Genomic DNA, 24,834 nt, shown 5'->3' with positions numbered 1-24,834 from the left:
AACTGGCGCACGTTTCGGTGCGCCAGCCGTTGCTCCACTCAATCAAACAGGCTTCGCCTTGCCCCCGCCCTTGCCGCTCTTCTTCGGAGGCGGGGGTGGTGGATCGCCTTCCATGTCGTCGGCGGCCATCTCGCTCGCGATTTCGTCGACAGGCGGTGCCGCCGTTTTCTTCGCCTTCTTCGCCGGCTTGCTCTCCTTCACGTCGGGTGGCACAGCGATCTTGTTGATCGTGACTTGGTCGTTCGTTTTGTCGTAGCCGATCTCGACGGTATCGCCCGACTTCAGCGCGTCGCCGAGTATCTCTTTGGCAAGGCGCGTTTCCACTTCCTGGCGAATCTGCCGCTTGAGTTCGCGCGCACCGAACTCCGGCTGATAGCCGGCCTCCACGAGATGATCGACGAGCGTCTGACCCATCAAGAGCGTGATGCCCTGCGCGGACGCCGTGCGCGTCACGCGCTCGAGCTGGATCTGCACGATCGCGCGGATGTTCTCGCGCGAGAGCGCATGAAACACGATGATTTCATCGATGCGATTGAGGAACTCGGGCCGGAAGTGTCCCTTGAGCACCTTCATGAGTTCGGCACGGATCGTCTTGTCGTCGAGCCGCGACTTCTCCGGGCGCTCGAGGTTGTCCATGATGATCGTCGCGCCCAGGTTGCTCGTGGCGATCAGGATCGTGTTGCTGAAGTCGACTACGCGACCTTTGCCGTCCGTTAAACGCCCGTCGTCGAACACCTGCAGCAGCACGTTGTAGACGTCCGCGTGCGCCTTCTCGATCTCGTCGAGCAGAATCACGCTGTACGGGCGGCGCCGCACGCGCTCGGTAAGCTGGCCACCCTCGTCGTAGCCCACGTAGCCCGGCGGCGCGCCGATGAGCCGCGCCACTGCATGACGCTCCATGTACTCGCTCATGTCGATGCGGATGATCGCCTGCTCGTCGCCGAACACGGTTTCCGCCAGCGCCTTCGCAAGCTCGGTCTTGCCTACGCCGGTCGGCCCGAGGAACAGGAAGGTCGCGATCGGCCGGTTCGACTGACCGAGTCCGGCGCGCGAAAGACGTACGGCGTCGCTTACGGCGACCACGGCATCTTCCTGGCCTACCACGCGTTCGCGCAGCGTCTCTTCCATCTTGAGCAGCTTCTGGCGCTCTTCCTGGGTGAGATCCGCGACCGGAATGCCAGTGAGCCGCGACACGACCTCGGCAATCGACGCCACCGTGACTTCGAGCGTTTCCGAACCCGTCTTGCGCTGCCACGCCTCAGTCAGCTCTTCGAGCTTTGCCTGCTTCTCGTTGATGCGCTCCTCGAAACCCTTAGCCTCGTCGAAGCGCTTGCGCGAAGCCGCGTAGTCCTGCTCGCGTTTGAGTTGCGCGATCTCCGCTTCGAGTTCCTGCATCTCGGCGGGACGCGACGTCGAACCGATGCGCACGCGCGCGGCTGCCTGGTCGATGAGATCGATCGCCTTGTCCGGCAAGAAGCGTGACGTGATGTAGCGATCCGACAATTCGGCCGCGGCCACGAAGGCGTCGTCGGCGAAGGTCACCTGATGGTGGGCTTCGAGCTTGTCGCGCAAACCGCGCAGGATCACGATGGTTTGCTCGACCGTGGGCTCCGGCACGAGCACGGGCTGAAAGCGCCGTTCGAGTGCCGCGTCTTTCTCGATGTACTTTTGATACTCGTTCAGCGTCGTGGCACCAATGAGGCTCAACTCGCCGCGCGCCAGCGCTGGCTTCAGCACGTTGGCAATATCGAGTCCGCCTTCGCCGCCGCCCTGCCCCGCGCCAACGATCGTGTGCAGTTCGTCGATGAAGAGGATCAACTCGTCGTGTTTCGCGGTCACTTCGTCGATCAGCTGCTTCGCGCGCTCCTCGAACTCGCCGCGGTACTTCGCGCCCGCGACCATCGAATTGATGTTCACCTCCACGAGCCGCTTGCCGCGCAGCACCTCCGGCACGTCGCCATTGACGATGCGCTGTGCGAGCCCTTCCACGATGGCGGTCTTGCCCACGCCCGGTTCGCCGATCAGCACCGGGTTGTTCTTCTTGCGCCGCGCGAGCACTTCGATCGTGCTCTCGATTTCCTGCGCGCGGCCCAGCACCGGATCGAGCTTGCCTTGCCGTGCCATGGCTGTCAGGTCCCGGCCGAACTTGTCGAGCGTGGGCGTGCCCGTAGGCGCATCGACGCGGCCGTCTTCCGCGCCCTTGCCCACGACCTTCACGACCTTCTGGCGCAGCGCCTCGGGCGTCACGCCGTACTTCTTGAGCAGCGCGCCCGCAATGCTGTCGGGCACCGCGGCGAGTCCGATCAGCAGATGCTCGGGGCCAACGTACGAGTGACCGAGATCGCGCGAGGCCTGAAACGCGAACTGAAACGCTTTTTTCAGGCGCGGCGAAATCGTCATCTTGTCGATGGGCGCATCGGGCGAAGCCGTGCCCTTTTGCGCGTGCTGATCGATATAGCCTTTGATGTCCTGCGGCGAGAGCTTCAACTCCTTCAGGAGTGCGGCGCAAACATCGGTGTCCGCCAGGACGTACAGCAGGTGTTCCGTGTCGAGTTCATTGCGCTGCAGTTCATGGGCTTTTTCCGCGGCGCGTTGCAGGATCTCGAGCGTCTGCTCGCTGAAGGCATCGGTCGCGTCCACGGATTCACGCGGCACCTCGGCGGCGAGGTCGTGTCCCTCGTCGTCGTGCTCGTCCTCGCCGCCTTGTCCACCGAAAAAGCGTGACAGGCCACTGCCGCCCAGCAGCGAATCGAACGGGTTGAGCATGCTTTGGTGACGCATCAGTTGGCGGTAGTCGTAGTCGCAGATCGACATGGACTTGCGCTGCCCGTTTTGCACGACAGTCACGCGCGCGACTGCAGGCCGGGAGTTACAAATTTCGCAAAGAGTGGGCATGGTCGGCTTGTCTCCGGAGGTTCGGAATCGCGCCGCCGAAGTTGGCAAAACGCTGGCACAACCTCGCGGCATGATTCGGTGCAACGCGAGCGCTCATTCAGCGGTTGCACCAGCAAAGCGACAAATCGGCGAGCACGCGCTGGAACACGACGACGCGGTGCTGTGGCTGACGATGACCTTGCGGACGGCATGAATCGCACGTATCGCGTGCGCATGCCGCCCTGCACAGGTGCGAACGATTGTGGCAGGAAACGGTCGCCGGCGCGTCGAACATGCGCCGCTCGGTGCGAGATGCTCGAGCGGCCACAGCAAAGAAAAAGGGCGGGACATGAGTCCCGCCCTGAGAGCGCGCTCGGCGCGCGCGAGGAGAGCAACTGCGCGTGGCAGTCATCCGCAAAAATTACGCCGCGGTGTCACGCGCGATGCAAGAACACGGTCATGATTTTCATGGCGTCAGCAGGTTTGCAATCGTGCGCGCCACGCTTTCTCAGCGGCGGTTCGAGCCCGACACCACGTCGATCCACACGGCAAGCACGAGAATGCCGCCCTTCACAATCATCTGCCAATACGCGTCCACGTCGAGCATCGACATGCCGTTGTCGAGGCTCGCCATCACGAGTGCGCCGATCAGCGCGCCATACACGGTGCCGGAACCGCCGCGCATCGACGTGCCGCCGATAAAGCAGGCCGCGATCGCGTCGAGCTCGCCCATCGTGCCCGCGGAGGGCGAACCCGCCGCGAGACGCGCCGTATTGACGATACCCGCGAACGCACACATGAGACCCATGAGCGCGAAAATGACAAGCTTCACGCGGTTCGTGTTCACGCCCGAAAGGCGCGTGGCTTCGAGGTTCGAGCCCACCGCGTAGATACGCCGGCCGAACACGGTTTGCGTGGCGATCCATGTGAAGATACCGAGCAGCGCGAGCAGCAACAGCACGGGCACCGGAATGCCGCCATAGCTGTCGAGCATCAGCATGAAGGCAAGCAGGATCGCACCCGCCCCGACGATCTTCACGCCGTCTTGCCAGAGTGGCACGACGCTCAGCTGATAGCGCCTGCGGTTCCCACGCTGGCGCACCGTGAGCACGGCGAGCAGCACGAAGAGCGCGAGCGCCAGCACGTCGCCCGCCACGCGCGGCAAGTAGCCCTGGCCGAGAAACACGAAGTGATCGGACACCGGCGCGATGGTCGAGCCGCCCGTGATGCCGAGCAGCACGCCGCGAAACGCGAGCATGCCGCCGAGACCCACGATGAACGACGGCACGCGGCGGTACGTCGACCACCAGCCGTTGAAGAGTCCGACGAGCACGCCAAGCACGAGCACCGCCGGCACGGTCACGCCGATCGGCCAGCCGCGATTCACATCGAGAATCGCCGCGACGCCGCCGAGCAGGCCGAGCAGCGAGCCGACCGATAGATCGATCTCGCCCGCGATGATGACGAACACCATGCCGCACGCGAGCATGCCGGTAATCGACATCTGCCGCAGCAGGTTAGACACGTTGCGCGGCGTGACGAACGCGCCGTGCGTGAGCAGCGAAAAGAACAGCCAGATCACCGCTACTGCGAGCAGCAGCGCGAGGATCTTGTAGCGCGCAAAAAGTTGCTGGAAACGCATGGCGAAGCCTTTGCCGCCTTGCGGCAGGTCTTCGCGTGCGCCCTGGGTCGTGACGTCGGGGGTCATACTGCACTCGCTGTATCGGGTTGGGCGCGCACGCTCTGGATCGCTGCGCCGAGAATGTCTTCCTGCGTGAGGTCGTCATTGACGAAGTCGCCGCGCAACTCGCCTTCGCCGATCACGAGCACGCGGTCGCTGATGCCCAGCACTTCGGGCAATTCGGACGACACCATCACGATCGCCACACCGCGTTTGGCCAACTGGAAGATCAGTTTGTAGATCTCGTACTTCGCGCCGACATCCACGCCGCGCGTCGGCTCGTCGAGGATCAGCACCTTGGGGTCGGTGAGCAGCATCTTGGTGAGCACCGCCTTCTGCTGATTGCCGCCCGAGAGGCTCGCAATCGACAGCATGGGGTTCGCCGCGCGCACCGAAAGGCGCTGCATCTCCGTGCGGATCGTATCGAGTTCGGCGGCCGTGTCGATGCGGCCGTGCCTCGAAAAGCGCTGCAGCACCGAGAGCGTGATGTTGTGGCCCACGCCCAGTTGCGGCACGATGCCGTGACGCTTGCGGTCCTCGGGCACCATGGCGATGCCCGCGTTGATCGCGTCGAGCGGCGAACGGATTTTCAGCGGCTTGCCATCGAGCAGGACCGTCGCGGTGCATGCGCCCGCATACGCACCGAAGATCGCCTGCATGGTTTCCGTGCGGCCCGCGCCGACGAGTCCGGCCACGCCGACGATTTCGCCGCGACGCACCGAGAACGAGACGTCGTCCACGCGCTTGCGGCGCGGGTTCGTCACGTCGTAGCAGGTCACGTTGCGGGCCTCGAACACGACCTCGCCGATGTCATGCGCCTCGCGCGGAAAGAGATTGCGGATCTCACGCCCCACCATCTGCGCGATGATCCGATCGGTCGTGAGCGTCGCCATCGGCTCGGTGGCCACGTGCCGGCCGTCGCGAATCACGCTCACCGTGTCGCACACGGCTTCGACCTCGTCGAGCTTGTGCGAGATGTAGACGCATGCCACGCCGCGGCGCTTCAGGTCGCGCACGATGTCGAGCAGGATCTTCGTTTCCGCCGCCGTGAGCGAGGACGACGGCTCGTCGAGAATCAGCAGCTTCGCGCGCTTGTTCAGCGCCTTCGCGATCTCGATGAGCTGTTGATGGCCGCCGCCATAGTTCATCACCGGCTGCGCCACGTTGATGGCGTCGATGTTCAGCTCGCGCAGCAATTCGTCGGCGCGCTGGTACATCGCCGCGTAATTCATGCGCCCGCCCGGAAGCGTGATTTCGTTGCCGAGAAAGATGTTCTCGGCCACCGACAGCTCGGGCACGAGCATCAGTTCCTGGTGGATGATGACGATGCCCGCGCGTTCGGTGTCGCGCACGCTTTGCGCTTCGAGCGGCGCGCCTTCCCAACGGATCTCGCCGCTCCAGGTGCCGTGCGGGTACACGCCCGAGAGCACTTTCATGAGCGTGGATTTGCCGGCGCCGTTCTCGCCGCACAGCCCCACGCATTCGCCGGGCCGCACGGTGAGGTCGATGCCGTCGAGCGCTTTCACGCCCGCAAAGGACTTGACGATGCCGCGCATCGTCAGCAAGGGTTCGGTCATACGCTGGTTACTCGCTGCGATGGCCCGCGCGCGCCGCAGTAGCCACATTCGTGGCCACACTCGTGGAGCGCACGGGCCGTCAGGCCATAAGCGTTACTGGCTTGCCAGTTGCGCCTGCGTATAGAAGCCGTCCTTCACGACGACGTCCACGTTGCTCTTCGTGAGCAGCGTCGGCTGCAGCAGCACCGTATCGACCTTCTTCTTGCCGTTGTCGTACTGCGCGTTGTACGCCGGCTTCTGGCCCTTCGCCAGATCGACGGCGAGCTTCGCGGCTTCGCCCGCGATGAGCTTGAGCGGCTTGTAGACCGTCATGGTCTGCGTGCCCGCCACCACCCGCTTGACCGCTGCGAGGTCCGCGTCCTGGCCCGACACGGGCACCTTGCCCGCGAGATGCTGCGCGGCGAGCGCCTGGATCGCGCCGCCCGCCGTGCCGTCGTTCGAGGCGACGACTGCGTCGATCTTGTTGTTGTTCGCGGTGAGCGCGTCTTCCATGATGCGCAGCGCCGTCGACGCGCTCCACTCCGGCACCCACTGCTGGCCGACCAGCTTGATGTCGCCACGGTCGATGGCCGGCTTGAGGACCTTCAGCTGTCCTTCACGCAGCATCTTCGCATTGTTGTCGGTCGGCGCGCCGCCCAGCAGGAAGTAGTTGCCCTTCGGCTGTGCATCGTAGACACCCTTCGCCTGGAGCTCGCCCACCTTCTCGTTGTCGAACGAGATGTACGCGTCGATGTCGGCGTCGAGGATCAGGCGGTCATACGAAACGACCTTGATGCCCGCCTTCTTCGCTTCGGCAACGACATTGGTGAGCGCCTTCGAGTTGAACGGCACGATCACGATCACATCCACGCCGCGCGAGATGAGGTTTTCGATCTGCGAGACCTGACGCTCTTCGCTCGCGTCCGCCGACTGCACCGACACCTTCGCGCCCATCTTTTCCGCGGCGGCGACGAAGTAGTCGCGGTCACGCGACCAGCGCTCGACACGCAGGTCGTCGATGCAGAAGCCGATCTCGGGATGATCCTTGCTCGCGTGCGCGAGCGGTGCAGCAAGCGACAGGCTCGCGAGCACGGCCCCGCATACGAGCGAACTCAGAACCGAACGACGTTTGGCGAAATTCATGTCTCCATACTCCTCTTGATGCCGGTGCGCAGGCGCGCGCGAACGCGTCGCCGCCGCGGCGATGGTTATCAGGGTGCTGCCGATGTAAATGCGGAACACACGCGAAACAGCACAGCGTGCGGTATAACCGTAGGACGACTAATCAGCTGCACGACTACACCGGCCGTGCAGTTTTTTCTTCGCCGGCGCCGCTAGTCAGGCGCCGGTGGCGAAAACCGGTTCGAGCGCGCGATACAGCGCGCTAAAGGTTGGACGGCGCGCCTCGCGATACCAGGCGTGGCGTGCGGCGTCAGGTTCGCGAATCGCCAGCACGGGCGGCTGCGGGCACACTTCGTCGAGCGGCGCGCCCGGTTCGAGCGCGAGATGCGCGAGGCGCGCGGCGCCAAGGGCCGGCCCCACCTCGCCGCCTGCGCGCAACGTGAGCGCGCGGCCGCTGATATCGGCGAGCATCTGCGTCCACCAGGCGCTGCGCGAGCCGCCGCCAATTACCGTGATCGTGTCCGGCACGAGCCCCGCCGCATGCAACGCATCCATGCCGTCGAGCAGCGCGAAGCCCACGCCTTCCAGCGTTGCGTTCGCCAGATCGGCGCGCGAGGTCTGCGGGGTCATACCGTAGAACACGCCCTTCGCGTTGACGTTGTTGTGCGGCGTGCGCTCGCCGCTCAGATACGGCAGGAACCACGGCCGGCGCGCGTCGCGCTCGGCGTTCGAGTTCGCTTGCGCATCGGCGAGCAACGCGGCGACGCTTTCGTAACCCGTCAACTGCGCCGTGAAGTCGAGGCAACTGGCCGCGTTGAGCATCACGGACATCAAGTGCCACGTGTGCGGCAACGCATGGCAGAAGCTGTGCACCGCGGAATCGGGATTGGCAAGAAAGCCGTCCGAAACTGCGAAATAGACACCGGAAGTGCCGAGCGAAAGCATCGCGTCGCCGGGCCGCACGATGCCCACGCCCACGGCGCCCGCCGCGTTGTCGCCGCCACCCGCCACGACCGGGATTTCGCGCAGGCCGAATTGGCGCGCGAGTTCGGGCCGTAGCGTGCCGGTCACCTGGTCGCCTTCGAATACCTCCGGCATTTGGGCGCGCGTGAGGTCGCAGGCCGAGAGCAGCGTGTCGCTATAGTCGCGTTTCGCAATATCGAGCCACAGCGTGCCGGCGGCATCGGAGGGATCGGTGGCGAACACGCCCGTGAGCAGCCAGCGCAAATAGTCCTTCGGCAACAGCACGTGCGCGATGCGCGCGAAGATCTCAGGCTCGTGCTTGCGCACCCACAACAGCTTCGGCGCCGTGAAGCCCGGCATCGCGAGATTGCCCGCGATGGCGTGCAACTGCGGTACGGCGCGCTCCAGCTCGAGACATTCGGTATCCGAACGACCGTCGTTCCACAGTATGGCGGGACGCAGTACCTCGCCCTGCGCGTCGAGCAGCGTCGCGCCATGCATCTGGCCGGTCAGGCCGAGCGCCTCGATGCGTGCGGGGTCGAAGCCGCGCCCGCGCGCCTCGTCGATGAGTGCGCGCAACGCGCTCTGCGTGGCGAGCCACCAGTCTTGCGGCGCCTGTTCGGACCAGCGCGGCTGCGGCCGGCTCACGGTGAGCGGCGCGCTCGCGCTGCCGAGCACATCGCCCGCGCGATCGAGCAGCACGGCCTTCACGCCCGACGTGCCGAGGTCGATACCGATGAACATGTCTCCGTCCTGATTTTTTGCGTCAGTTTGCCTTCAATCGCAAACGGCGCAATTGCGAATTTGACGGCGCGCGCTAATGATTTTTCGCGCGCCGTGGCACGGCTAGCGCTGGCCGTAGATGGCCTGGTTCACGACATTCTCGAGCCGCTCCTGCTGGCCGCTCGCGTGCTGCGGATTCATGCCGTGCGAGATTGCGTCGGCGGCGAGCGACGAGAGCGAATAGCCGCCGGCGAGAATCTTGCGGCCGAACTCGCTGTCCCAGCCCGCGTAGCGCTGGCTGCGGAACTGCTCGAGCCGGTCGTTTTCCACGAGCGCCGCACCGCGCTCGAGCGCCAGCGCGAGCACGTCGATCGCACCCACGTGACCATAGAACATGTCTTCCGGATCGCTGCTCGCGCGGCGCACCTTCGCGTCGAAGTTCATGCCGCCCGTGGTAAAGCCGCCGTGGCCCAGGATCTCGTAGAACGCGAGCGTCAGTTCTTCGACGCTGTTCGGGAACTGGTCCGTATCCCAGCCGTTTTGCGGATCGCCGCGGTTCGCGTCGACGCTGCCGAACACACCCAGCGCGAACGCGGTGGCGATTTCGTGGTGGAACGAGTGGCCTGCGAGCGTCGCGTGATTGGCCTCGATATTCACGCGGATTTCGTTTTGCAGACCGTATTGCGTGAGGAAGCCGTGCACCGTCGCAACGTCGTAGTCGTACTGGTGCTTGGTCGGCTCCTGCGGCTTCGGCTCGATCAGCAGCGTGCCGGTGAAGCCGGTGCGGTGCTTGTGCTCGACCACCATCGAAAGGAAGCGTGCGAACTGCTCGCGCTCGCGCTTGAGGTCGGTATTGAGCAGCGTGTCATAGCCTTCGCGGCCACCCCACAGGACGTAGTTCTCGCCGCCCAGCTTGCGCGTCGCGTCGAGCGCATGACAAACCTGCGTGGCCGCGTAGGCGAAGACTTCGGGGTTGGGGTTGGTCGCGGCGCCGCCGGCGTAGCGCGGATTCGAAAACAGGTTGGCGGTGCCCCAGAGCAGTTTCACACCGCTCGCCTGCTGGCGCTCGCCGAGGTAGTCGACCATGCGCTTGAAGTTTTCCGTGTAGTCCTTCAGGTCCTTGCCTTCCGGAGCGACGTCGGTGTCGTGGAACGTGTAATAAGGCGTGCCTAGCTTCGAGAAAAACTCGAACGCCGCGTCGGCCTTCTGGTGCGCGCGTTCCATGGGGTCGCCGGGCTGCTGCCACGGGCGGTGAAACGCGCCCTGCCCGAAGATATCGTTGCCGGGCCAGACGAACGAATGCCAGTAGCACACGGCAATGCGCAGATGCTCCTCGAGCGTCTTGCCGAGCACCTTTTTGCTACGGTCGTAGTGATGGTACGCAAGCGGATTGTCCGACTGCGGGCCTTCGTATCGAATGGCGGGAATATGTTCGAAATACGACATGATGTCTCCAATGTTGTTGCAGCGCAGCGGCGCAGCGTGCATCCCTCTGTGTGACGCCATACTGCCCGCGACGCGCAAAGCGCGGCAATTGCGAAATTGCGTGAGACCTCTAACGTTTCCTGCCGACGGGCGCGACCGGCCTGCCCGCGAACCCGAATCTGGGCCTAAAATAACCGGACGCTTAAAATGACGCGCCGCAGGCGCCAGAGACATCGTAGCGCGGTGCACCTTGGCGCGCACCGCGCCCGAACTGGAGACATGGCGGTTTTCCGCCGGCGATCCGCGCCGGGCGAACAACCGCCGACCCGACATGACCCGTGCCCCCGCTTCCCAGACACCCCACCGGATCGCGCTGCTGTTCAACGCGAATAAGGTGTACGACCGCGAGATCATTGCGGGGATTGGCCACTATCTGCGCTCCACGCGCGTCGCATGGGATCTCTTTCTCGAGGAAGACTTCCGCTGTCGCCTCGCGGGCATCGAACGCTTCGACGGGGACGGCATCATCGCCGACTTCGACGACCCCGACGTGGCCGACGCCCTGCGCGGCTGCCCGCTGCCGGTGGTCGCCGTGGGCTCGTCATTCGAAGACGCCGCCCAGTACCCGGCCGACGTGCCCTATATCGCGACCGACAACCGCAAACTGGTCTCGCTGGCCTGGACGCATCTGATCGGTGCGGGCCTGCCGAACCTCGCGATGTACAGCCTGCCCGTCGCGCAGGAAAACCGCTGGGCGCAGGAGCGCGAACTGGCGTTCCAGGCGCTCGCCCGCGAAGAGGGCGTACAGGCGCCGATCTACCGCGGCCAGGCCACCAGCGCCAGCGCCTGGAACCAGGCCATCGAGCAGTTGAGCGTCTGGCTGCACAGCCTGCCCAAGCCCGTGGGCGTGATCGCCGTGACCGACGCACGGGCGCGGCATTTGCTCCAGGCGTGTCTGATTCACGGCATTGCCGTGCCCGAGCAGGTGGCGATCATCGGCATCGACAACGATCCGCTCACCCGCACGCTCACGCGCATTCCGCTCTCGTCAGTCATCCAGGGCACGGAGGAAATGGGCAAGACCGCCGCGCACTTGCTGCACCAGATGCTGCGCGGTGCACGTTTTCCGGGCCAACGCATTCTGGTGCCGCCCGTCGGCATCAACGTGCTCGAATCGACCCGCCACGAGCCGCTGTCGAGCCCGCATGTCATGCGTGCGCGCCACTTCATCCGCCAGTACGCCTGCCAGGGCATCAAGACCGAGCAGGTGGCCGACTATGTCGGCGTATCGCGCTCGTCGCTGGAAGACTATTTCCGGCGTGAACTGCAATGCACGGTCCACCAGGAAATCCTGCGCCACAAGCTCGACGCCGCCAAGGCGATGCTCGCGAGCCGCGACGCCTCGAGCGCGGAGGTGGCGATCCGCTGCGGATTCACGTCGCTGCAGTACATGTATGCCGTATTCCGGCGCGAACTGGGATGCACGCCGCGCGAATATCAGGACAGTGTCGCGAACGCTTCGGGCCCACGCCTGTCCACTTGATGAAGCGGCTTCGGCCATCCCGGACAAACACGCTTTCTTCATACGTTCCCTTCACCTCATGAACACTCTTGCTGCCCATCTGACTTCCGAACCGTGGGGCGCCCTGCCCGGCGGCGACGCCGTGCGGCTCTACACGCTGCGCAACGCGCAGGGCATGAAGGTGACAGTCAGCGACCTCGGCGCCACGCTCGTTTCATGGCTCGCGCCCGATCGCGCCGGCCGCCTCGCGGATATCCTGCTCGGCCACGACACGCCGGCGGACTATCTCGCCGCCACCACGTACATGGGCGGTTTGGTGGGACGCTGGGCCAACCGCATCGCCGGTGCGCATTTCACGCTGGACGGCATCGACTATCCGCTCGATCGCAACGAGAACGGCAATCTGCTGCACGGCGGCGCGAACGGCTTTCATCGGCAGATGTGGCAGGTGGAAGAGGATCGGGGCTCGCTGGTGCTGCGACTCGACTCACCCGAAGGCGATGGCGGCTTTCCGGGCAACGTGAGCGTGCAGGTGCGCTACACGCTCGACGACGACGGCACGCTGACGCTCGAATACGAGGGCGTGACCGATGCGCCTACGCCGCTCAATCTCACGAGCCACGGCTATTTCAACCTCTCCGGCGAGGCGAGCCCGGACATTCGCGGCCACGTGCTGACGATCGACGCGGACGCGTTCCTCGAAGTCGACCCGCAGTTGATTCCCGCGCGCATCGCCGACGTCTCGGGCAGCGCCTTCGACTTCCGCCATGGCGCGCCGCTCGGCGCGCGGCTCGACTGGCCGAACGCCCAGCTCGAGCGCGCACGCGGTTTCGACCACTGCTACGTGCTGCGCGCACCCGAGAGCACGGCAGGCACGCTGCACGCCGCGCCGGGGCGATGGCCGGTGCGGCCGGTCGCGCGCGTCTACGAGCCGGGCAGCGGACGCGAGCTTGCCGTCTCGACCGACCAGCGCGGCCTGCAGCTTTATACGGGGAATTATCTGGAGGGACAGCCGGGACGCCGGGGCGCGACGTGTGCGCGCTATGCGGGGCTGTGCCTCGAAGCGGGCGGCTTCCCGAACCAGATCAACATGGAAGCGCCCGCCTGTGACGAAGTGGTGCTGCAGCCCGGCAAGACCTATCGGCAGGTCACGCAATACCGCGTAAGCGTGCTCGCCTGAAGCCGGGCGCGAGGCCTTACGACACCTTGTCGTACTGATACACGCCGCGGCCGGTCTTGCGGCCGAGCTGGCCCGCCGCGACCATCTCGCGCAGCAGCGGGCACGCACGATACTTCGAGTCGCCGAAGTCCTTCAGAAACACGTCCATCACCGAAAGACACACGTCGAGGCCGATCAGGTCCGCCAGCGCGAGCGGGCCGATCGGATGATTGGCGCCGAGCTTCATGCCGGCGTCGATTTCCTCGGCGCTCGCAATGCCTTCCGCGAGCACGAAGAACGCTTCGTTGATCATCGGCACGAGAATGCGGTTCACCACGAAGCCCGGCGCGTTTTTCACGGCGATCGGCGTCTTCTCGAGGCGCAGCGCCATTTCGCGCACCGACTCGGCGACCTCCGGGCGCGTCTGCAGGCCGCGGATCACCTCGACGAGCGGCATCATCGGCACCGGGTTGAAGAAGTGCATGCCGATGAAGCGCGACGGGTCGGCGAGCGTGGTCGCGAGGGCCGTGATCGAGATCGACGAGGTGTTCGACGCGACGATCGCGTCGGGGCGGGCCGCGGCTTCGATCTGCTTGAGAATGCGCGTCTTGAGCTCGGCGTTCTCGGTCGCCGCCTCGATCACGAGATCGACGCTCGCGAGGCGCTGATAGTCGGTGGTCGTTTCGATGCGTGCGAGCGCGGCGTCGCGCGCGCCGGCTTCGAGCTTGCCCTTCGAGACGAGCCGCTCGAGGCTATGGGTGAGCGTGGCGACGCCCTTGGCGAGCGCCGCATCGGTGACGTCGATCATCACCGCCTTGAGCCCCGCCACCGCCACGGCCTGGGCGATGCCGTTGCCCATCGTGCCTGCGCCCACGATCCCTACCGATTCGATTGCCATGCCTCGTCCTCACTCCTTGTCTGCGACTCCGGCGTGTCGCTATGGAAAATGCCGGTCGTGCGGCGCAATGCGTGGTGCACCGCACCAATACCCAGAGTGTAACGGGTTGCGGGAATCGACTGGCGCCCGCGTGACGGGGAGGACCTGCGGCGAAGCGCCTGCGCGGCGGCGTGAAGACCCTGCCGGTCAAGCGCCGCCGAGGCGGCCGTACTCGATTGGCGTGCGCGTATAGAAGAGTTCGACGCCGCCCGCTTCGAGCGTGACGAGGAGCGCGTCGATAGAGGGCTCGTCGGCGACGATCAGCACCACGGCGGGCTCGTCGGCCAGATCGAAGAAGTGGGCGGCGTGCATCTTTCCGTGGGCGTCGAGGCCTTCGTAGCCTTCCAGCACGGTGATGCCGAAGACGCCCTGCGCACGCGCGGCGTCGATGATCCACGCGACCGCCGACTTGTGGCCCTTCTTGTGCTTGCGGCTCGTATAGAGCGTGAGTTGACTGCCTGCGGGCATGGGACCTCCATGCAGTCGGAAATCCAGTCATTGAGCGCCGCGCGACAGGCGGCATGCAAAAAAATTCTAGCACGCGTCCTGACAGACGCCGGGATGCCCGCTGGCACCCTAGAAGTTGTACTGGAAGTAGATCTGACTGAAGTTCGTACCGGGATTCGGCGCCTTGATATCCGCGTTCGACAAATGCTGGAAACGGAACCCGGCCTGATAGTTGCCGTGCTCGCCGAACTGCGCACCAACACCGACCATGTCGACGAACTGGAAGGACGTCGACGTCGCGCGATCGGGCGTCTGCCGGACGTGCGAGAGAAAGTGAAAGCCCACGCCCGCCTCGATGAAGGGCTTGAACCAGCCGCTGTCCTTGATGAAGCGAAAAACGGGCGTCACGCCGTATTCCCAGATATGCGAGTAAACGGCGTCCGGCGCATTCAGCTTCCAGTAGGCGACATGCGCTTCACCAACCAGCGTGAAGTGATACCCGCCGATGTGCCACCACTGCAGGCCCGGATCCCACACCAGGCCGAGGTCGAGCTTTTTCACGTCGTGGTCCGCTACGCCCGCTCCAAGCTGCACGCCAAACGTGTTGTCCGCCTGCGCGCCGGCGGCGCCGAGGGCGCACAGCGCGGTGAGCGCCCAACGCACTGCATGAGCGTGCCAGACGAATCTTCTTACTTTCATAGCTTTCCCCGATTCGATCGATTCAGCATGACGCCATGCATCGGGCACAACCACGATTCGCGCAGGTTCGGCATCCGCACAAATCCCCTACGAAATGCACTACGCGCTTGTCACCTGGACAGAACAAATACCATCACGCCCCAATGTTCACTAATGACTGGCGCACATATGAGAGCGAAGTTTAGCGTCGAAAAATCGAACACGCTCGCTGGCGAGCCAACAAATCACGCCACTGCAAGGCCCTGTAGCTTCACAATGACTGACTGCCAGCTTTCAGTTTCGATTATTGAGGCGAATAAATGGTGCTCATCGATTATTGACGGAAGGATTTGCGATATAGGACTCACCTCGTTAACGAATCCGTCTCAATTACGAGTTTTAGATTTACCGGGCATTCAGATCTCTGAATAACGATTTTCAGACTTGCTGCTCGTCCCGATATCCCCCTGCGGAAAACCGGCATGGCGCCTGGACCCGGGTATTCCCGAACATCGCGGAATGCGCTGCGCAGCTGTACCCAAATTGAGGACAGACAGCGCGCAGGCGCCTCGCATAATCCGCGTGAATTGTGATCCGCGGCAAACAACAACGTCATAGCCCTTGCCACGCTCACGTCCCGGTGCTTAGGAGGAGACACATGAGCCCAATCCCGCAAGGGCATGCTTCGCGCGTGCCGCAAACGTCCGCACAAGCGCAGTCAAACTGCGCAGCCGCCACCGAACAAGTCACGCGCAAGGTCTCGCGCCATTTGCTCGGCTTCCTGTTCCTGCTGTTCGTCGTCTCGTTCCTCGACCGCATCAACATCGGGTTCGCAGGCCTGACGATGATGAAGGACCTCGGCCTGTCGAGCACGCAGTTCGGCTTTGCCACCACCCTCTTCTACGTCGCCTATATCGCGTGCGGCATTCCGGGCAATCTGATGCTCGCGCGCGTCGGTGCGCGCCGCTGGATCAGCTTCATCATGATTGCGTGGGGCCTCGCCTCCACCGCGACGATGTTCGCCACCAACGCCACCACGCTCTACTGGCTGCGCATGCTGGTTGGCGTGACCGAGGCAGGTTTTCTGCCCGGCATGCTGCTCTATCTCACCTGCTGGTTCCCGAGCGCGTGGCGCGCCCGCGCCAACGCGCTCTTCATGATCGCGATGCCCGTGACGGCCGCGCTCGGCTCCGCGGTCTCGGGCTTCATCCTCAAACTCGACGGCCATGCGGGACTCGCCGGCTGGCAATGGCTGTTCGTGCTCGAAGGCATGCCGGCCGCACTGCTCGGCTGCGTGGCGTTCTTTTATCTCGACGACACGCCGCGCGCCGCGCGCTGGCTCAGCGCGCAAGAAAAGCGCACGCTCGAAGCCGCGCTCGCCGAGCCGTCCGAGGCCCTCGCTGCGCCTACGGCGCAAGCAGCGAGCGAGCGCAGCCTCTGGCAGCAACTGCGCTCGCCCGTGGTCCTGCGCTTCGCGGCGGCGTACTTCTGCCTCGTCAATACGCTCGCGATGGTCGCAGTATGGGCACCGCTGATCGTGAAGGGCTTCAGCGCCGGTGCGAGCAACGTCACCGTGGGCCTCGTCGCGACGATTCCGCAGATCGTCACCATCGTCGCGATGATCGTGTGGGGGCGCCGCTCGGACCGTCGTCAGGAACGCAAATGGCACCTCGCCGCGCCCATGCTGCTCTCCGGGCTCGGCTGCGTGCTGACGGCGCAAGGCGGCGCGCCGCTCGTGCAGTTGCTTGGCGTGTGCCTCGCATCGGCGGGGTCGTACACGGCGATGTCGATCTTCTGGACCACGCCCGATCAGGCGTTCACGCCGCAGGCGCGCGCAGTGGGTATCGCCGTGATCAATGCGATCGGCAATATCAGCTCGGCGGCGAATCCGCTCGTGGTCGGCTGGCTCAAGGACGCGACGCACAGCTATGCCGCGGGGCTCATCTATTCCGCGGTGCTGCTCGTGCTGGGGGCGGTGATCGTCGCGACGTTGCCGATCGGGCGCGCTGGCCGCAGCGATCGGGAGAAGGAAGTGAAAGCCGTGCCTCGCGCGGCGGCTTGAGCGAACTTCAGAATGCAAATCGCGCGACGGTGAGCGTCACGCGATTTCGTTAAACCGGCGCGCAAGGCAGTGCGTTACGCGCCCTACGCTGCTAGCGTTCCGCGCCTGCGCCGCTGCGGCGCGCGGTGAATCCCGGCAAGCGCTTCACGAAGCCGGTGGCAAGCGCGGTGCCCACAAGAATCGCCGCGCATGCCTCGACCATGCCCATCGACACGCGCTCGCCGAGAAAGAGCGCGCCCCACAGAATGCCGAAAATCGGGATCACGAACGTCACCGTGATCGCGCGCGCCGGGCCCACCGCTGCGATCAGGCGGAAGAACAACAGATACGCGATGCCCGTGCACGCCACGCCAAGGCCGAGCACCGCGCCCCATGCATGCAGCGAGATGGGAGTAGCCGGCCAGGTTGCCACGGCGAACGGCGCGAGCACGAGCGTCGCGCCCGTCATCGTCCCGGCGGCGACCGTGAGCGGATCGACGCCCGTGAGATGGCGCTTCGTGTAGCTCGCGGCAACGCCATACAGCGCCGCAGCAACGAGCGCCGCGAAGGCGGCAAGCGCGGCGCTGGTGGATGATGCGCCGTCGCCGGCGTGCGTCACGACCTGATCCCACACCAGTGCGAGCACGCCCGCGAAGCCGATCGCGAGCCCGACCACGCGCAGGCCACTCAAACGATCCTTGAGCCACACATACGCGACGACCGCGCCCCACAGCGGCGTGGTCGCGTTGATCACAGACGTGACGCCCGCGGAGAGCGTGAGTTCGGCCCACGCGAAGAGACAGAACGGCGCGGCCGAATTGAGGATGCCGACAATGAAAAGCGGCCACGCGCGTTCGCGCAGCGTGCCGAGCGCCTCGCGCGCGGGGCGGCGCGAAAACAGCACGAGCAGCAGGAACAGCGCGCCGATGCCGACGCGCAACGCCATCAGCGGCGCGACGCCGAAGTCGGTCACGCCGACGCGGATGAACAGAAACGACCCGCCCCACAGGGCGGCGAGGAGGACCAGTTGCGCGAGTTCGATCGGGTTCATGTGAAGTGGCGCTGAGTGAGCACAGGGTTGCGCGCGGGCGCGCGATTGCACGAATCACCGGCGCGAAGGTATGCGTATCGTAAGGCGAGCGGCACGCGCCGTATAACGAAGGATTCTCACCGATATGTGAGAAAAATTAACAGCCGGATCTTGCGGTCTCGTTCGTGTGCTTTCTGTGCTTCTTGTTTTTTCGCGGTGCACAAAAGACAAAGCCCGCGTAATCTTTCGACTACGCGGGCTCTATTTCTGGTCGGGGCGAGAGGATTTGAACCTCCGACCACCTGCACCCCATGCAGGTACGCTACCAGGCTGCGCTACGCCCCGAGAGCTAGAAAGTATAACAGAGAGTTTCCCTAATTAGAACCGCTTCGCACGTAATTCGTGAACGACTCACATGCATGCCTTCAGCGGGGTGTTTCAGCGCCCGAGCAGATCGAGCACATGCAGCAATTCCTTGCGCAACTGATCGACGTCCACGAGGGCGGTCTTGCCTTCGGCGACCGGTGCCCCCACGGTTTCCGACTGCCCGGCTTCGTCGGCTGCCGCCCCATGCGAGTCGAGCCGATTGCGCGCGCCGTTGATCGTGAACCCCTGCTCATAGAGCAGTTCGCGAATGCGACGGATCAGCAATACCTCGTGATGCTGGTAATAGCGACGATTGCCGCGCCGCTTCACCGGCTTCAACTGCGTGAACTCCTGCTCCCAATACCGCAGTACGTGAGGCTTCACGCCGCACAGCTCGCTCACCTCGCCAATGGTGAAGTAGCGCTTGGCGGGTATGGGAGGCAAGACGACCTTTTCGCTTGTCGATGTCATCGCCGGGTTGCCGTCGTGGGGGTTGCGCAATGAGGCGTCGCCGCCTGGGTCCTTGAAGTCCGCTATTTCTACTTATACGTTCACGCCCGCCAGATTGCCACCAGCGCGGGCAAACAACCTCAACGCATCAACGCGGGAAGCTCGCCTCGGCACCGCTCTCCACGAGCGCCTTCAACTTCTGGCTCGCATGGAACGTCACCACGCGACGCGCCGCGATGGGTATCGCCTCGCCCGTCTTCGGGTTGCGGCCGGGTCGTTGCGGTTTGTCGCGCAACTGAAAATTACCGAAGCCGGACAGCTTCACGCTGTCGCCGCTTTCTAGCGCGTCGCGAATCACTTCGAAGAAGGCTTCGACCATGTCTTTCGCTTCGCGCTTGTTGAGACCGACGTTGTCGAACAGCAGCTCAGCGAGTTCGGCTTTCGTCAGCGTGGGCGTGTCGTTCGTGGCGCTTGCCGACGAGGCAGGAATGTCGCGAATCATGGCGCTACGCTGTGCCGCAAGAAGGGCTTCGAAATCACTCGAGTTCATTTCGTTCATCTATCTATGCAATGGCGCGCTGCCGGTTGCGGGGTTGACTTGCCACCTCGCAAACCGGAAGCCGATGTCGGTACGTGAAGAGCCGAGAAGCTTATCCGCGCAACCGGGCGCCATACACTCGAGCCAGGCGATCCACCAGGGACTTGATGGCCGTATCGACCGTTTCGTCCTGAAGGGTTCCGCCAGTATCTTGCAGGGTCACCCGGAAGGCAAGGCTTTTCTCGTCCGCGCCAAGTCCGGAAGTATTTGATTTTGCACGAAATTCATCGAACAGCGCAACCCTCTGCACAATCCGGCAAGGCTCGTCTTGCATGCCCTTCTGGAACTCGTCGAGCAGCGCTTGCACCTCGATCTTTTGATCGACAACGAGCGCGATGTCACGGCGGACCGGCGGGAATTTCGAGACTTCGCCAGGCGTCGGCAGTTCGCGCGCCATCAGTGCGTCGGCCTCGACCTCGAAGAGCATCGGTGCATGCGGCAGGTCGTACTTCTGCATCCAGCGCGGATGCAGCTCGCCGATCCAGCCCACGGCACGGCCATCGACTTCGATGCGTGCGCTACGTCCCGGGTGCAGCGCGGGGTGCTCTGCCTTCACGAAACGCGGCGTCTTCGCGGCGCCGAGCGATGCGAACAACGCTTCGAGATCGCCCTTCACGTCGAAGAAGTCCACGCCGCGCGTCTGCGCGCCCCACTGCTCTTCGAGCGCGGGACCGTACGCGAGCGCGCCGATCATCTTCGGTTGTGCGAAGCCTTCCACCGTCATCTCGCTCGCCTTGATCGACGGATCGTGCAGGAACACGCGGCCCGCCTCGAACACGCGCACGCGGTCGGCGCGGCGGTTGAGGTTGTGGCGCAGCACGTTGACGAGGCTGCCGAACAGCGTCGTGCGCATGACCGAGAGCTGGTTCGCGATCGGGTTCAGCAGCTTCACGGGATTCGCGTTGCCCGCGAAGTCCTGTTCCCATTCGGCATCGACGAAGCTGAAGTTGATCGTCTCGGCGTAGTCGCGCGCGGCGAGCGCGTGGCGAATGGCGTGGATCGAACGGCGCGTTTCGTGGGTCGCGCGCATTTCGCTGCGCGCCACCGGCGGCAATGCCGGAATCTTTTCGAAGCCGTAGATACGCGCGACTTCCTCGATCAGGTCTTCTTCGATCTCGATGTCGAAGCGGTACGGCGGCGGCGTGACGATGAAGCTCTCGTCGCCCGCGTTGTCAACGCTGCGCGTGAACGCGAGGCCGAGGCGCGTGAAAATCTGCGCGATCTCGTCGGCACTGATCTTCACGCCGATGATGCGGTTCGCGCGCGCCACGCGCATTTTCACCGCTTCGCGCGTAGGCACGTTCACGGTTTGATCGTCGATCGGGCCGGCTGCGCCGCCGCAGATATCGAGGATCAGCTGCGTGATGCGCTCGATGTGCTCGACAGTCGTCGACCAGTCCACGCCGCGCTCGAAGCGATGGCCTGCATCGGTCGAGAAGTTGTAGCGGCGCGAGCGGCCACGAATGCTGTCCGGCCACCAGAAGGCGGCTTCGAGATAGATGTTCGTGGTGTCGAGCGTGACGGCCGTGCTGTCGCCGCCCATGATGCCCGCGAGGCTTTCGATCTCGCGGTCGTCGGCGATCACGCCAACCGTTTCATCGACTTCGACGGTGTTGCCGTTGAGCAGCCTGAGCGTCTCTCCTTTACGGCCCCAGCGCACGTCCATCGAGCCGTGGATCTTGTCGAGATCGAACACGTGCGACGGACGGCCGAGTTCGAGCATCACGTAGTTCGAAATATCGACGAGCGCCGAGATGCTGCGCTGGCCCGAACGCTCGAGGCGCTCGACCATCCACATCGGCGTCTTCGCGTGCGCGTTCACGCCGCGGATCACGCGGCCCGAGAAGCGGCCGCACAGGTCCGGCGCCGAGATCTTCACGGGCAGCTTTTCATCGAGCTTCACTTCGACCTTCGGATACACGGGCGCCTGCAGCGGCGCGCCGGTGATCGCGGCCGTTTCGCGCGCGATGCCATACACCGAAAGGCAATCGGCCTTGTTCGGCGTGAGCTTGATTTCGAAGATGGTGTCGTCGAGATTCAGCGCTTCGCGGATGTCCTGGCCGATCGGCGTGTTTTCCGGCAGGATCATCAGGCCGCTGTGGTCTTCCGAGAGCTTCAGTTCACGCGCGGAGCACAGCATGCCCTGGCTTTCCACGCCACGCAGCTTGGAGAGCTTGATCGCGAAAGGCTTGCCGCCTTCTTCGGCGGGCGGCAGCTCGGCGCCCACGAGCGCCACGGGCACCTTGATGCCGGGCGCGACGTTGGGCGCGCCGCATACGATCTGCAGCGTCGCGCCGGTGCCGGCATCGACCTGCGTGACGTTGAGCTTGTCCGCGTCCGGGTGCTTGACGACTTCGAGCACCCGGCCCACGACGATTTTCGTGGTGGGGGGCGCCGCCGGGCTCAGGCCTTCGACTTCGAGGCCGGCCATGGTGAGCGCGTGGGCCAGTTCATCGGTCGTGAGCTTCGGATCGACAAAGCTTCTCAGCCAGGATTCGGGGAATAGCATTTGGTTTTACGTTCCAGACAGATTGTGACCGTCGCGTAGGCGGATGCTCGCGCACCTTCTTCAGATGCTGCGTCCGCCTCGCGCACTGCAAGCGAATGCGTCGCCGCTCTACGCGAACTGACGCAAAAAGCGCAGATCGCCTTCGAAGAACAGGCGCAGGTCCTGCACGCCATAGCGCAGCATCGTCAGGCGTTCAAGGCCGCTGCCGAACGCAAAGCCGATGTAGCGCTCCGGGTCGAGGCCCATGTTGCGGATCACGGTCGGATGCACCTGGCCCGAGCCCGAGATCTCGAGCCACTTGCCGGCGTTCTTGCCTTGCTCGAACATCATGTCGATTTCGGCCGACGGCTCCGTGAACGGGAAGTACGACGGACGGAAGCGCACCTGAATGTCGTCACGTTCGAAGAACTTCTTGAGGAAGTCCGTGTAGACACCCTTCAGGTCTGCGAAGCTGATGTTCTCTTCGATCCACAGGCCTTCGACCTGATTGAACATCGGCGAGTGCGTGGCGTCGCTGTCCACGCGATACGTGCGGCCCGGCACGATCACCTTGATGGGCGGCGTGTGCGTGCGCGCGTAGCGCACCTGCATCGGACTCGTGTGCGTGCGCAACAAAAGCTGACGGCCATCGGCGTCCTTGCCGTCCACGTAGAACGTGTCCTGCATGGAGCGCGCCGGATGGTTCTCCGGGCTGTTGAGCGAGGTGAAGTTGTACCAGTCGGTTTCGATCTCCGGACCGTCGGCCACGTCGAAGCCGATCGAGCCGAAAATGCGCTCGACGCGTTCCCACGTCTGCATCACGGGGTGCAGGCTGCCCGTGCCCGTGCCGCGGCCCGGCAGCGTGACGTCGATCGCCTCGGCGGCGAGACGCTGGTTCAGGAGCGCGTCCGCGAGCGCCTGGCGGCGCGCGGTGAGCGCGGCTTCCACTTGCTGCTTGACGGCGTTGATGCGCGCGCCTTCGGTCTTGCGCGTTTCCGCGTCGAGCTTGCCGAGACCCTTGAGCAGTTCGGTCAGCGCGCCGGACTTGCCGAGAAAGCGGGCCTTTTCGTTTTCAAGCGTGTTGACGTCGGGGGCGGAGGCGAACGCGCTTTGCGCGTCGGCGACAATCTGGTCCAGATCCATTGATCCCATCTTTTCAGCGTCAGAGTTTGAGACTTGGAGCCTCTCCGCGCTCACGGCACGCCATGATGACGCCTGGCAATGACGACGCGAAGACACTCCATGAAGCGGCGCAAGAAGCGTGATTACCAACAAAAACGGGGCTCGGTGAGGAGCCCCGTTTTTGTTGCAGCATCACCGAGACTACCGGAATGTCTGCTGCAACGAACCTGCGCAATACCTGCTATCAGGCAGCGACGGCGGCCTTCACCTGCTTGACGATCGCAGCAAATGCAGCCTTGTCGAACACAGCCATGTCAGCCAGAACCTTGCGGTCGAGTTCGATCGAAGCCTTCTTCAGGCCGTTGATGAACACGCTGTAGGTCATGTCGTGCTGACGCACCGCCGCGTTGATACGCGTGATCCACAGTGCGCGGAACACACGCTTCTTGTTGCGGCGATCGCGGTAGGCGTACTGGCCTGCGCGCATGACCGCCTGCTTGGCGATGCGATAGACGTTATTGCGACGGCCGCGGTAACCCTTGGCCAGGTTGATGATCTTCTTGTGGCGGGCCCGTGCGGTAACCCCACGTTTGACTCGAGGCATGTTTCGCTCCTATGAGTTATCGGTTGAGGATTACGCGAACGGCAGCATTGCGCGCACGGAGTTCAGATCGGAATCATGAACGGCCGTTGCACCACGCAGATGACGCTTGTTCTTGGTGGTCTTCTTGGTCAGGATGTGACGCTTGAAGGCTTGACCGCGCTTGACGGTACCGCCCGGACGAACCACGAAGCGCTTTGCAGCGCTCTTCTTGGTCTTCATCTTCGGCATGACAGACAACTCCATTATTTGATGGACATGGGTGTGCGGTTGGCGCAGTGTTCACACACCTTGCCGGGACTCCGCCCTTCGAAACCCACTCCACTTGTTTTGGCGACTGGCTGGCTTTTGAAAAACAAGCTCGCCGCCGCTTCCAGGAAAAACGCCCGTTTGCCGCACTTCACGTGCAACGCGCGGGCGCCGTTCCGGAACCTGCTTGCCGCCTCCTGCGCCTGGGCGCCGAAGACGTCATTGAAAACTGCATGTTGACCGCCGCGCAGGTCGAACCGCGCGGCACGCCAGTTACTTCTTCTTCTTGGGCGAGAGCACCATGATCATCTGGCGCCCTTCCATCTTCGGCATTTGCTCGACCTGACCGACTTCTTCGAGGTCGGTGCGCAGGCGCTCGAGCATACGCATACCGATTTCCTGGTGGGCCATTTCGCGGCCCCGGAAACGCAACGTGATCTTCGTCTTGTCGCCATCGTCGAGGAAGCGGATGAGATTACGCAACTTGACGTTGTAATCGCCATCGTCTGTACCCGGGCGGAATTTGACTTCCTTGACCTGGATGACCTTCTGCTTGAGCTTGGCCTCGTGCTGCTTCTTCGATTCCTGGTACTTGAACTTGCCGTAGTCCATGAGGCGGCACACGGGAGGCACCGCCTGCGGGGCAATTTCAACCAGATCGACGTCCTGCTGTTCCGACATGCGGAACGCATCGGCCAGTTTTACGATGCCGAGCGGCTCGTTCTCGATTCCGACGAGACGCACCTCGGGTGCAGTGATTTCACCGTTGATGCGATGCGACTTATCCGTAGCGATGTTACGT

The 24,834-nt window shown here is 64.0% G+C and carries 20 protein-coding genes and 1 tRNA gene; 3 read left to right on the top strand and 18 right to left on the bottom strand.

The window, feature by feature from the left end; genetic code table 11:
- Nucleotides 1–42 precede the first annotated feature (42 nt).
- The 6 genes from AB4Y36_RS10010 to xylA form a co-directional block, all read right to left on the bottom strand.
- The gene (locus AB4Y36_RS10010; protein WP_368682870.1) at nt 43–2,895 is read right to left on the bottom strand and encodes an AAA family ATPase; all 2,853 of its coding nucleotides are present in this window, start codon (nt 2,893–2,895) and stop codon (nt 43–45) included.
- A 487-nt stretch (nt 2,896–3,382) separates the two neighbouring features.
- Nucleotides 3,383–4,582 (bottom strand): sugar ABC transporter permease, encoded by a 1,200-nt coding sequence (locus AB4Y36_RS10005; RefSeq protein WP_368682869.1) that lies wholly within the window; start codon nt 4,580–4,582, stop codon nt 3,383–3,385.
- Nucleotides 4,579–6,132, bottom strand: coding sequence for a D-xylose ABC transporter ATP-binding protein (xylG, locus tag AB4Y36_RS10000; protein ID WP_368682868.1), 1,554 nt, complete (start codon nt 6,130–6,132; stop codon nt 4,579–4,581). The genes AB4Y36_RS10005 and xylG overlap by 4 nt, the downstream gene beginning before the upstream one ends.
- Before the next feature lie 93 nt (nt 6,133–6,225).
- Nucleotides 6,226–7,254, bottom strand: coding sequence for a D-xylose ABC transporter substrate-binding protein (gene xylF / locus AB4Y36_RS09995; RefSeq protein WP_069268207.1), 1,029 nt, complete (start codon nt 7,252–7,254; stop codon nt 6,226–6,228).
- A gap of 195 nt (nt 7,255–7,449) precedes the next feature.
- Nucleotides 7,450–8,940 carry a xylulokinase gene (xylB, locus tag AB4Y36_RS09990; protein WP_368682867.1) on the bottom strand — a complete coding sequence of 497 codons (1,491 nt, stop codon included), beginning with the start codon at nt 8,938–8,940 and terminating at the stop codon, nt 7,450–7,452.
- 102 nt (nt 8,941–9,042) lie between these two features.
- The gene (gene xylA, locus AB4Y36_RS09985; RefSeq protein WP_368682866.1) at nt 9,043–10,365 is read right to left on the bottom strand and encodes a xylose isomerase; all 1,323 of its coding nucleotides are present in this window, start codon (nt 10,363–10,365) and stop codon (nt 9,043–9,045) included.
- Nucleotides 10,366–10,675: 310 nt separating this feature from the next.
- Here xylA and AB4Y36_RS09980 point away from each other — a divergent pair, with 310 nt between their 5' ends.
- Together AB4Y36_RS09980 and AB4Y36_RS09975 are read left to right on the top strand one after the other, a co-directional pair.
- Nucleotides 10,676–11,887 (top strand): DNA-binding transcriptional regulator, encoded by a 1,212-nt coding sequence (locus AB4Y36_RS09980; RefSeq protein ID WP_069268209.1) that lies wholly within the window; start codon nt 10,676–10,678, stop codon nt 11,885–11,887.
- 58 nt (nt 11,888–11,945) lie between these two features.
- Nucleotides 11,946–13,046 (top strand): aldose epimerase family protein, encoded by a 1,101-nt coding sequence (locus AB4Y36_RS09975; RefSeq protein ID WP_069268181.1) that lies wholly within the window; start codon nt 11,946–11,948, stop codon nt 13,044–13,046.
- Between the two features lie 16 nt (nt 13,047–13,062).
- On the opposite strand, the gene AB4Y36_RS09970 is transcribed toward AB4Y36_RS09975, so the two are convergent.
- From AB4Y36_RS09970 to AB4Y36_RS09960, 3 genes are all read right to left on the bottom strand, one after another.
- The gene (locus tag AB4Y36_RS09970) at nt 13,063–13,923 is read right to left on the bottom strand and encodes a 3-hydroxybutyryl-CoA dehydrogenase (RefSeq protein ID WP_069268182.1); all 861 of its coding nucleotides are present in this window, start codon (nt 13,921–13,923) and stop codon (nt 13,063–13,065) included.
- 186 nt (nt 13,924–14,109) lie between these two features.
- The gene (locus tag AB4Y36_RS09965) at nt 14,110–14,430 is read right to left on the bottom strand and encodes a DUF190 domain-containing protein (protein WP_342923633.1); all 321 of its coding nucleotides are present in this window, start codon (nt 14,428–14,430) and stop codon (nt 14,110–14,112) included.
- 108 nt (nt 14,431–14,538) lie between these two features.
- The gene (locus AB4Y36_RS09960; RefSeq protein WP_069268184.1) at nt 14,539–15,108 is read right to left on the bottom strand and encodes an acyloxyacyl hydrolase; all 570 of its coding nucleotides are present in this window, start codon (nt 15,106–15,108) and stop codon (nt 14,539–14,541) included.
- A gap of 637 nt (nt 15,109–15,745) precedes the next feature.
- On the opposite strand from AB4Y36_RS09960, the gene AB4Y36_RS09955 reads away from it, so the two are divergent.
- The gene (locus AB4Y36_RS09955) at nt 15,746–17,149 is read left to right on the top strand and encodes an MFS transporter (protein ID WP_368617734.1); all 1,404 of its coding nucleotides are present in this window, start codon (nt 15,746–15,748) and stop codon (nt 17,147–17,149) included.
- 91 nt (nt 17,150–17,240) lie between these two features.
- Here AB4Y36_RS09955 and AB4Y36_RS09950 read toward each other — a convergent pair whose 3' ends face one another.
- From AB4Y36_RS09950 to infC, 9 genes are all read right to left on the bottom strand, one after another.
- Complete coding sequence (locus tag AB4Y36_RS09950) at nt 17,241–18,179, bottom strand: DMT family transporter (RefSeq protein WP_069268185.1); 939 nt, start codon at nt 18,177–18,179, stop codon at nt 17,241–17,243.
- A 247-nt stretch (nt 18,180–18,426) separates the two neighbouring features.
- Nucleotides 18,427–18,503: transfer RNA gene (locus tag AB4Y36_RS09945), tRNA-Pro, on the bottom strand.
- 93 nt (nt 18,504–18,596) lie between these two features.
- Complete coding sequence (locus AB4Y36_RS09940; protein WP_342945942.1) at nt 18,597–18,995, bottom strand: MerR family transcriptional regulator; 399 nt, start codon at nt 18,993–18,995, stop codon at nt 18,597–18,599.
- A 127-nt stretch (nt 18,996–19,122) separates the two neighbouring features.
- Entirely contained in the window at nt 19,123–19,533 is a 411-nt protein-coding gene (locus tag AB4Y36_RS09935) for an integration host factor subunit alpha (RefSeq protein ID WP_028204248.1), read from the bottom strand.
- 91 nt (nt 19,534–19,624) lie between these two features.
- A complete protein-coding gene (pheT, locus tag AB4Y36_RS09930; RefSeq protein ID WP_342945943.1) occupies nt 19,625–22,081 on the bottom strand; it encodes a phenylalanine--tRNA ligase subunit beta in 2,457 nt (818 codons plus the stop codon).
- A gap of 108 nt (nt 22,082–22,189) precedes the next feature.
- Nucleotides 22,190–23,203: a phenylalanine--tRNA ligase subunit alpha gene (pheS, locus tag AB4Y36_RS09925; RefSeq protein ID WP_069268188.1), complete on the bottom strand. Its 1,014-nt coding sequence runs from the start codon at nt 23,201–23,203 to the stop codon at nt 22,190–22,192.
- A 223-nt stretch (nt 23,204–23,426) separates the two neighbouring features.
- Nucleotides 23,427–23,786: a 50S ribosomal protein L20 gene (rplT, locus tag AB4Y36_RS09920; protein WP_004192938.1), complete on the bottom strand. Its 360-nt coding sequence runs from the start codon at nt 23,784–23,786 to the stop codon at nt 23,427–23,429.
- A gap of 30 nt (nt 23,787–23,816) precedes the next feature.
- Entirely contained in the window at nt 23,817–24,014 is a 198-nt protein-coding gene (gene rpmI / locus AB4Y36_RS09915; RefSeq protein WP_004191477.1) for a 50S ribosomal protein L35, read from the bottom strand.
- A 291-nt stretch (nt 24,015–24,305) separates the two neighbouring features.
- Complete coding sequence (gene infC, locus AB4Y36_RS09910) at nt 24,306–24,827, bottom strand: translation initiation factor IF-3 (RefSeq protein WP_083245567.1); 522 nt, start codon at nt 24,825–24,827, stop codon at nt 24,306–24,308.
- Between the last annotated feature and the right edge of the window lie 7 nt (nt 24,828–24,834).

The organism is Paraburkholderia sp. BR10936 (assembly GCF_040965735.1).
GTDB lineage: Bacteria > Pseudomonadota > Gammaproteobacteria > Burkholderiales > Burkholderiaceae > Paraburkholderia > Paraburkholderia nodosa_A.
Note: the sequence above shows the minus strand (reverse complement) of the source record. Positions and strands in the feature narration are given on the sequence as shown.

Coding starts and splice junctions, on each gene's coding strand:
- AB4Y36_RS10010 (WP_368682870.1), bottom strand. CDS start 2,895: ATGCCCACTCTTTGCGAAATTTGTAACTCCCGGCCTGCAGTCGCGCGC.
- AB4Y36_RS10005 (WP_368682869.1), bottom strand. CDS start 4,582: ATGACCCCCGACGTCACGACCCAGGGCGCACGCGAAGACCTGCCGCAA.
- xylG (WP_368682868.1), bottom strand. CDS start 6,132: ATGACCGAACCCTTGCTGACGATGCGCGGCATCGTCAAGTCCTTTGCG.
- xylF (WP_069268207.1), bottom strand. CDS start 7,254: ATGAATTTCGCCAAACGTCGTTCGGTTCTGAGTTCGCTCGTATGCGGG.
- xylB (WP_368682867.1), bottom strand. CDS start 8,940: ATGTTCATCGGTATCGACCTCGGCACGTCGGGCGTGAAGGCCGTGCTG.
- xylA (WP_368682866.1), bottom strand. CDS start 10,365: ATGTCGTATTTCGAACATATTCCCGCCATTCGATACGAAGGCCCGCAG.
- AB4Y36_RS09980 (WP_069268209.1), top strand. CDS start 10,676: ATGACCCGTGCCCCCGCTTCCCAGACACCCCACCGGATCGCGCTGCTG.
- AB4Y36_RS09975 (WP_069268181.1), top strand. CDS start 11,946: ATGAACACTCTTGCTGCCCATCTGACTTCCGAACCGTGGGGCGCCCTG.
- AB4Y36_RS09970 (WP_069268182.1), bottom strand. CDS start 13,923: ATGGCAATCGAATCGGTAGGGATCGTGGGCGCAGGCACGATGGGCAAC.
- AB4Y36_RS09965 (WP_342923633.1), bottom strand. CDS start 14,430: ATGCCCGCAGGCAGTCAACTCACGCTCTATACGAGCCGCAAGCACAAG.
- AB4Y36_RS09960 (WP_069268184.1), bottom strand. CDS start 15,108: ATGAAAGTAAGAAGATTCGTCTGGCACGCTCATGCAGTGCGTTGGGCG.
- AB4Y36_RS09955 (WP_368617734.1), top strand. CDS start 15,746: ATGAGCCCAATCCCGCAAGGGCATGCTTCGCGCGTGCCGCAAACGTCC.
- AB4Y36_RS09950 (WP_069268185.1), bottom strand. CDS start 18,179: ATGAACCCGATCGAACTCGCGCAACTGGTCCTCCTCGCCGCCCTGTGG.
- AB4Y36_RS09940 (WP_342945942.1), bottom strand. CDS start 18,995: ATGACATCGACAAGCGAAAAGGTCGTCTTGCCTCCCATACCCGCCAAG.
- AB4Y36_RS09935 (WP_028204248.1), bottom strand. CDS start 19,533: ATGAACGAAATGAACTCGAGTGATTTCGAAGCCCTTCTTGCGGCACAG.
- pheT (WP_342945943.1), bottom strand. CDS start 22,081: ATGCTATTCCCCGAATCCTGGCTGAGAAGCTTTGTCGATCCGAAGCTC.
- pheS (WP_069268188.1), bottom strand. CDS start 23,203: ATGGATCTGGACCAGATTGTCGCCGACGCGCAAAGCGCGTTCGCCTCC.
- rplT (WP_004192938.1), bottom strand. CDS start 23,786: ATGCCTCGAGTCAAACGTGGGGTTACCGCACGGGCCCGCCACAAGAAG.
- rpmI (WP_004191477.1), bottom strand. CDS start 24,014: ATGCCGAAGATGAAGACCAAGAAGAGCGCTGCAAAGCGCTTCGTGGTT.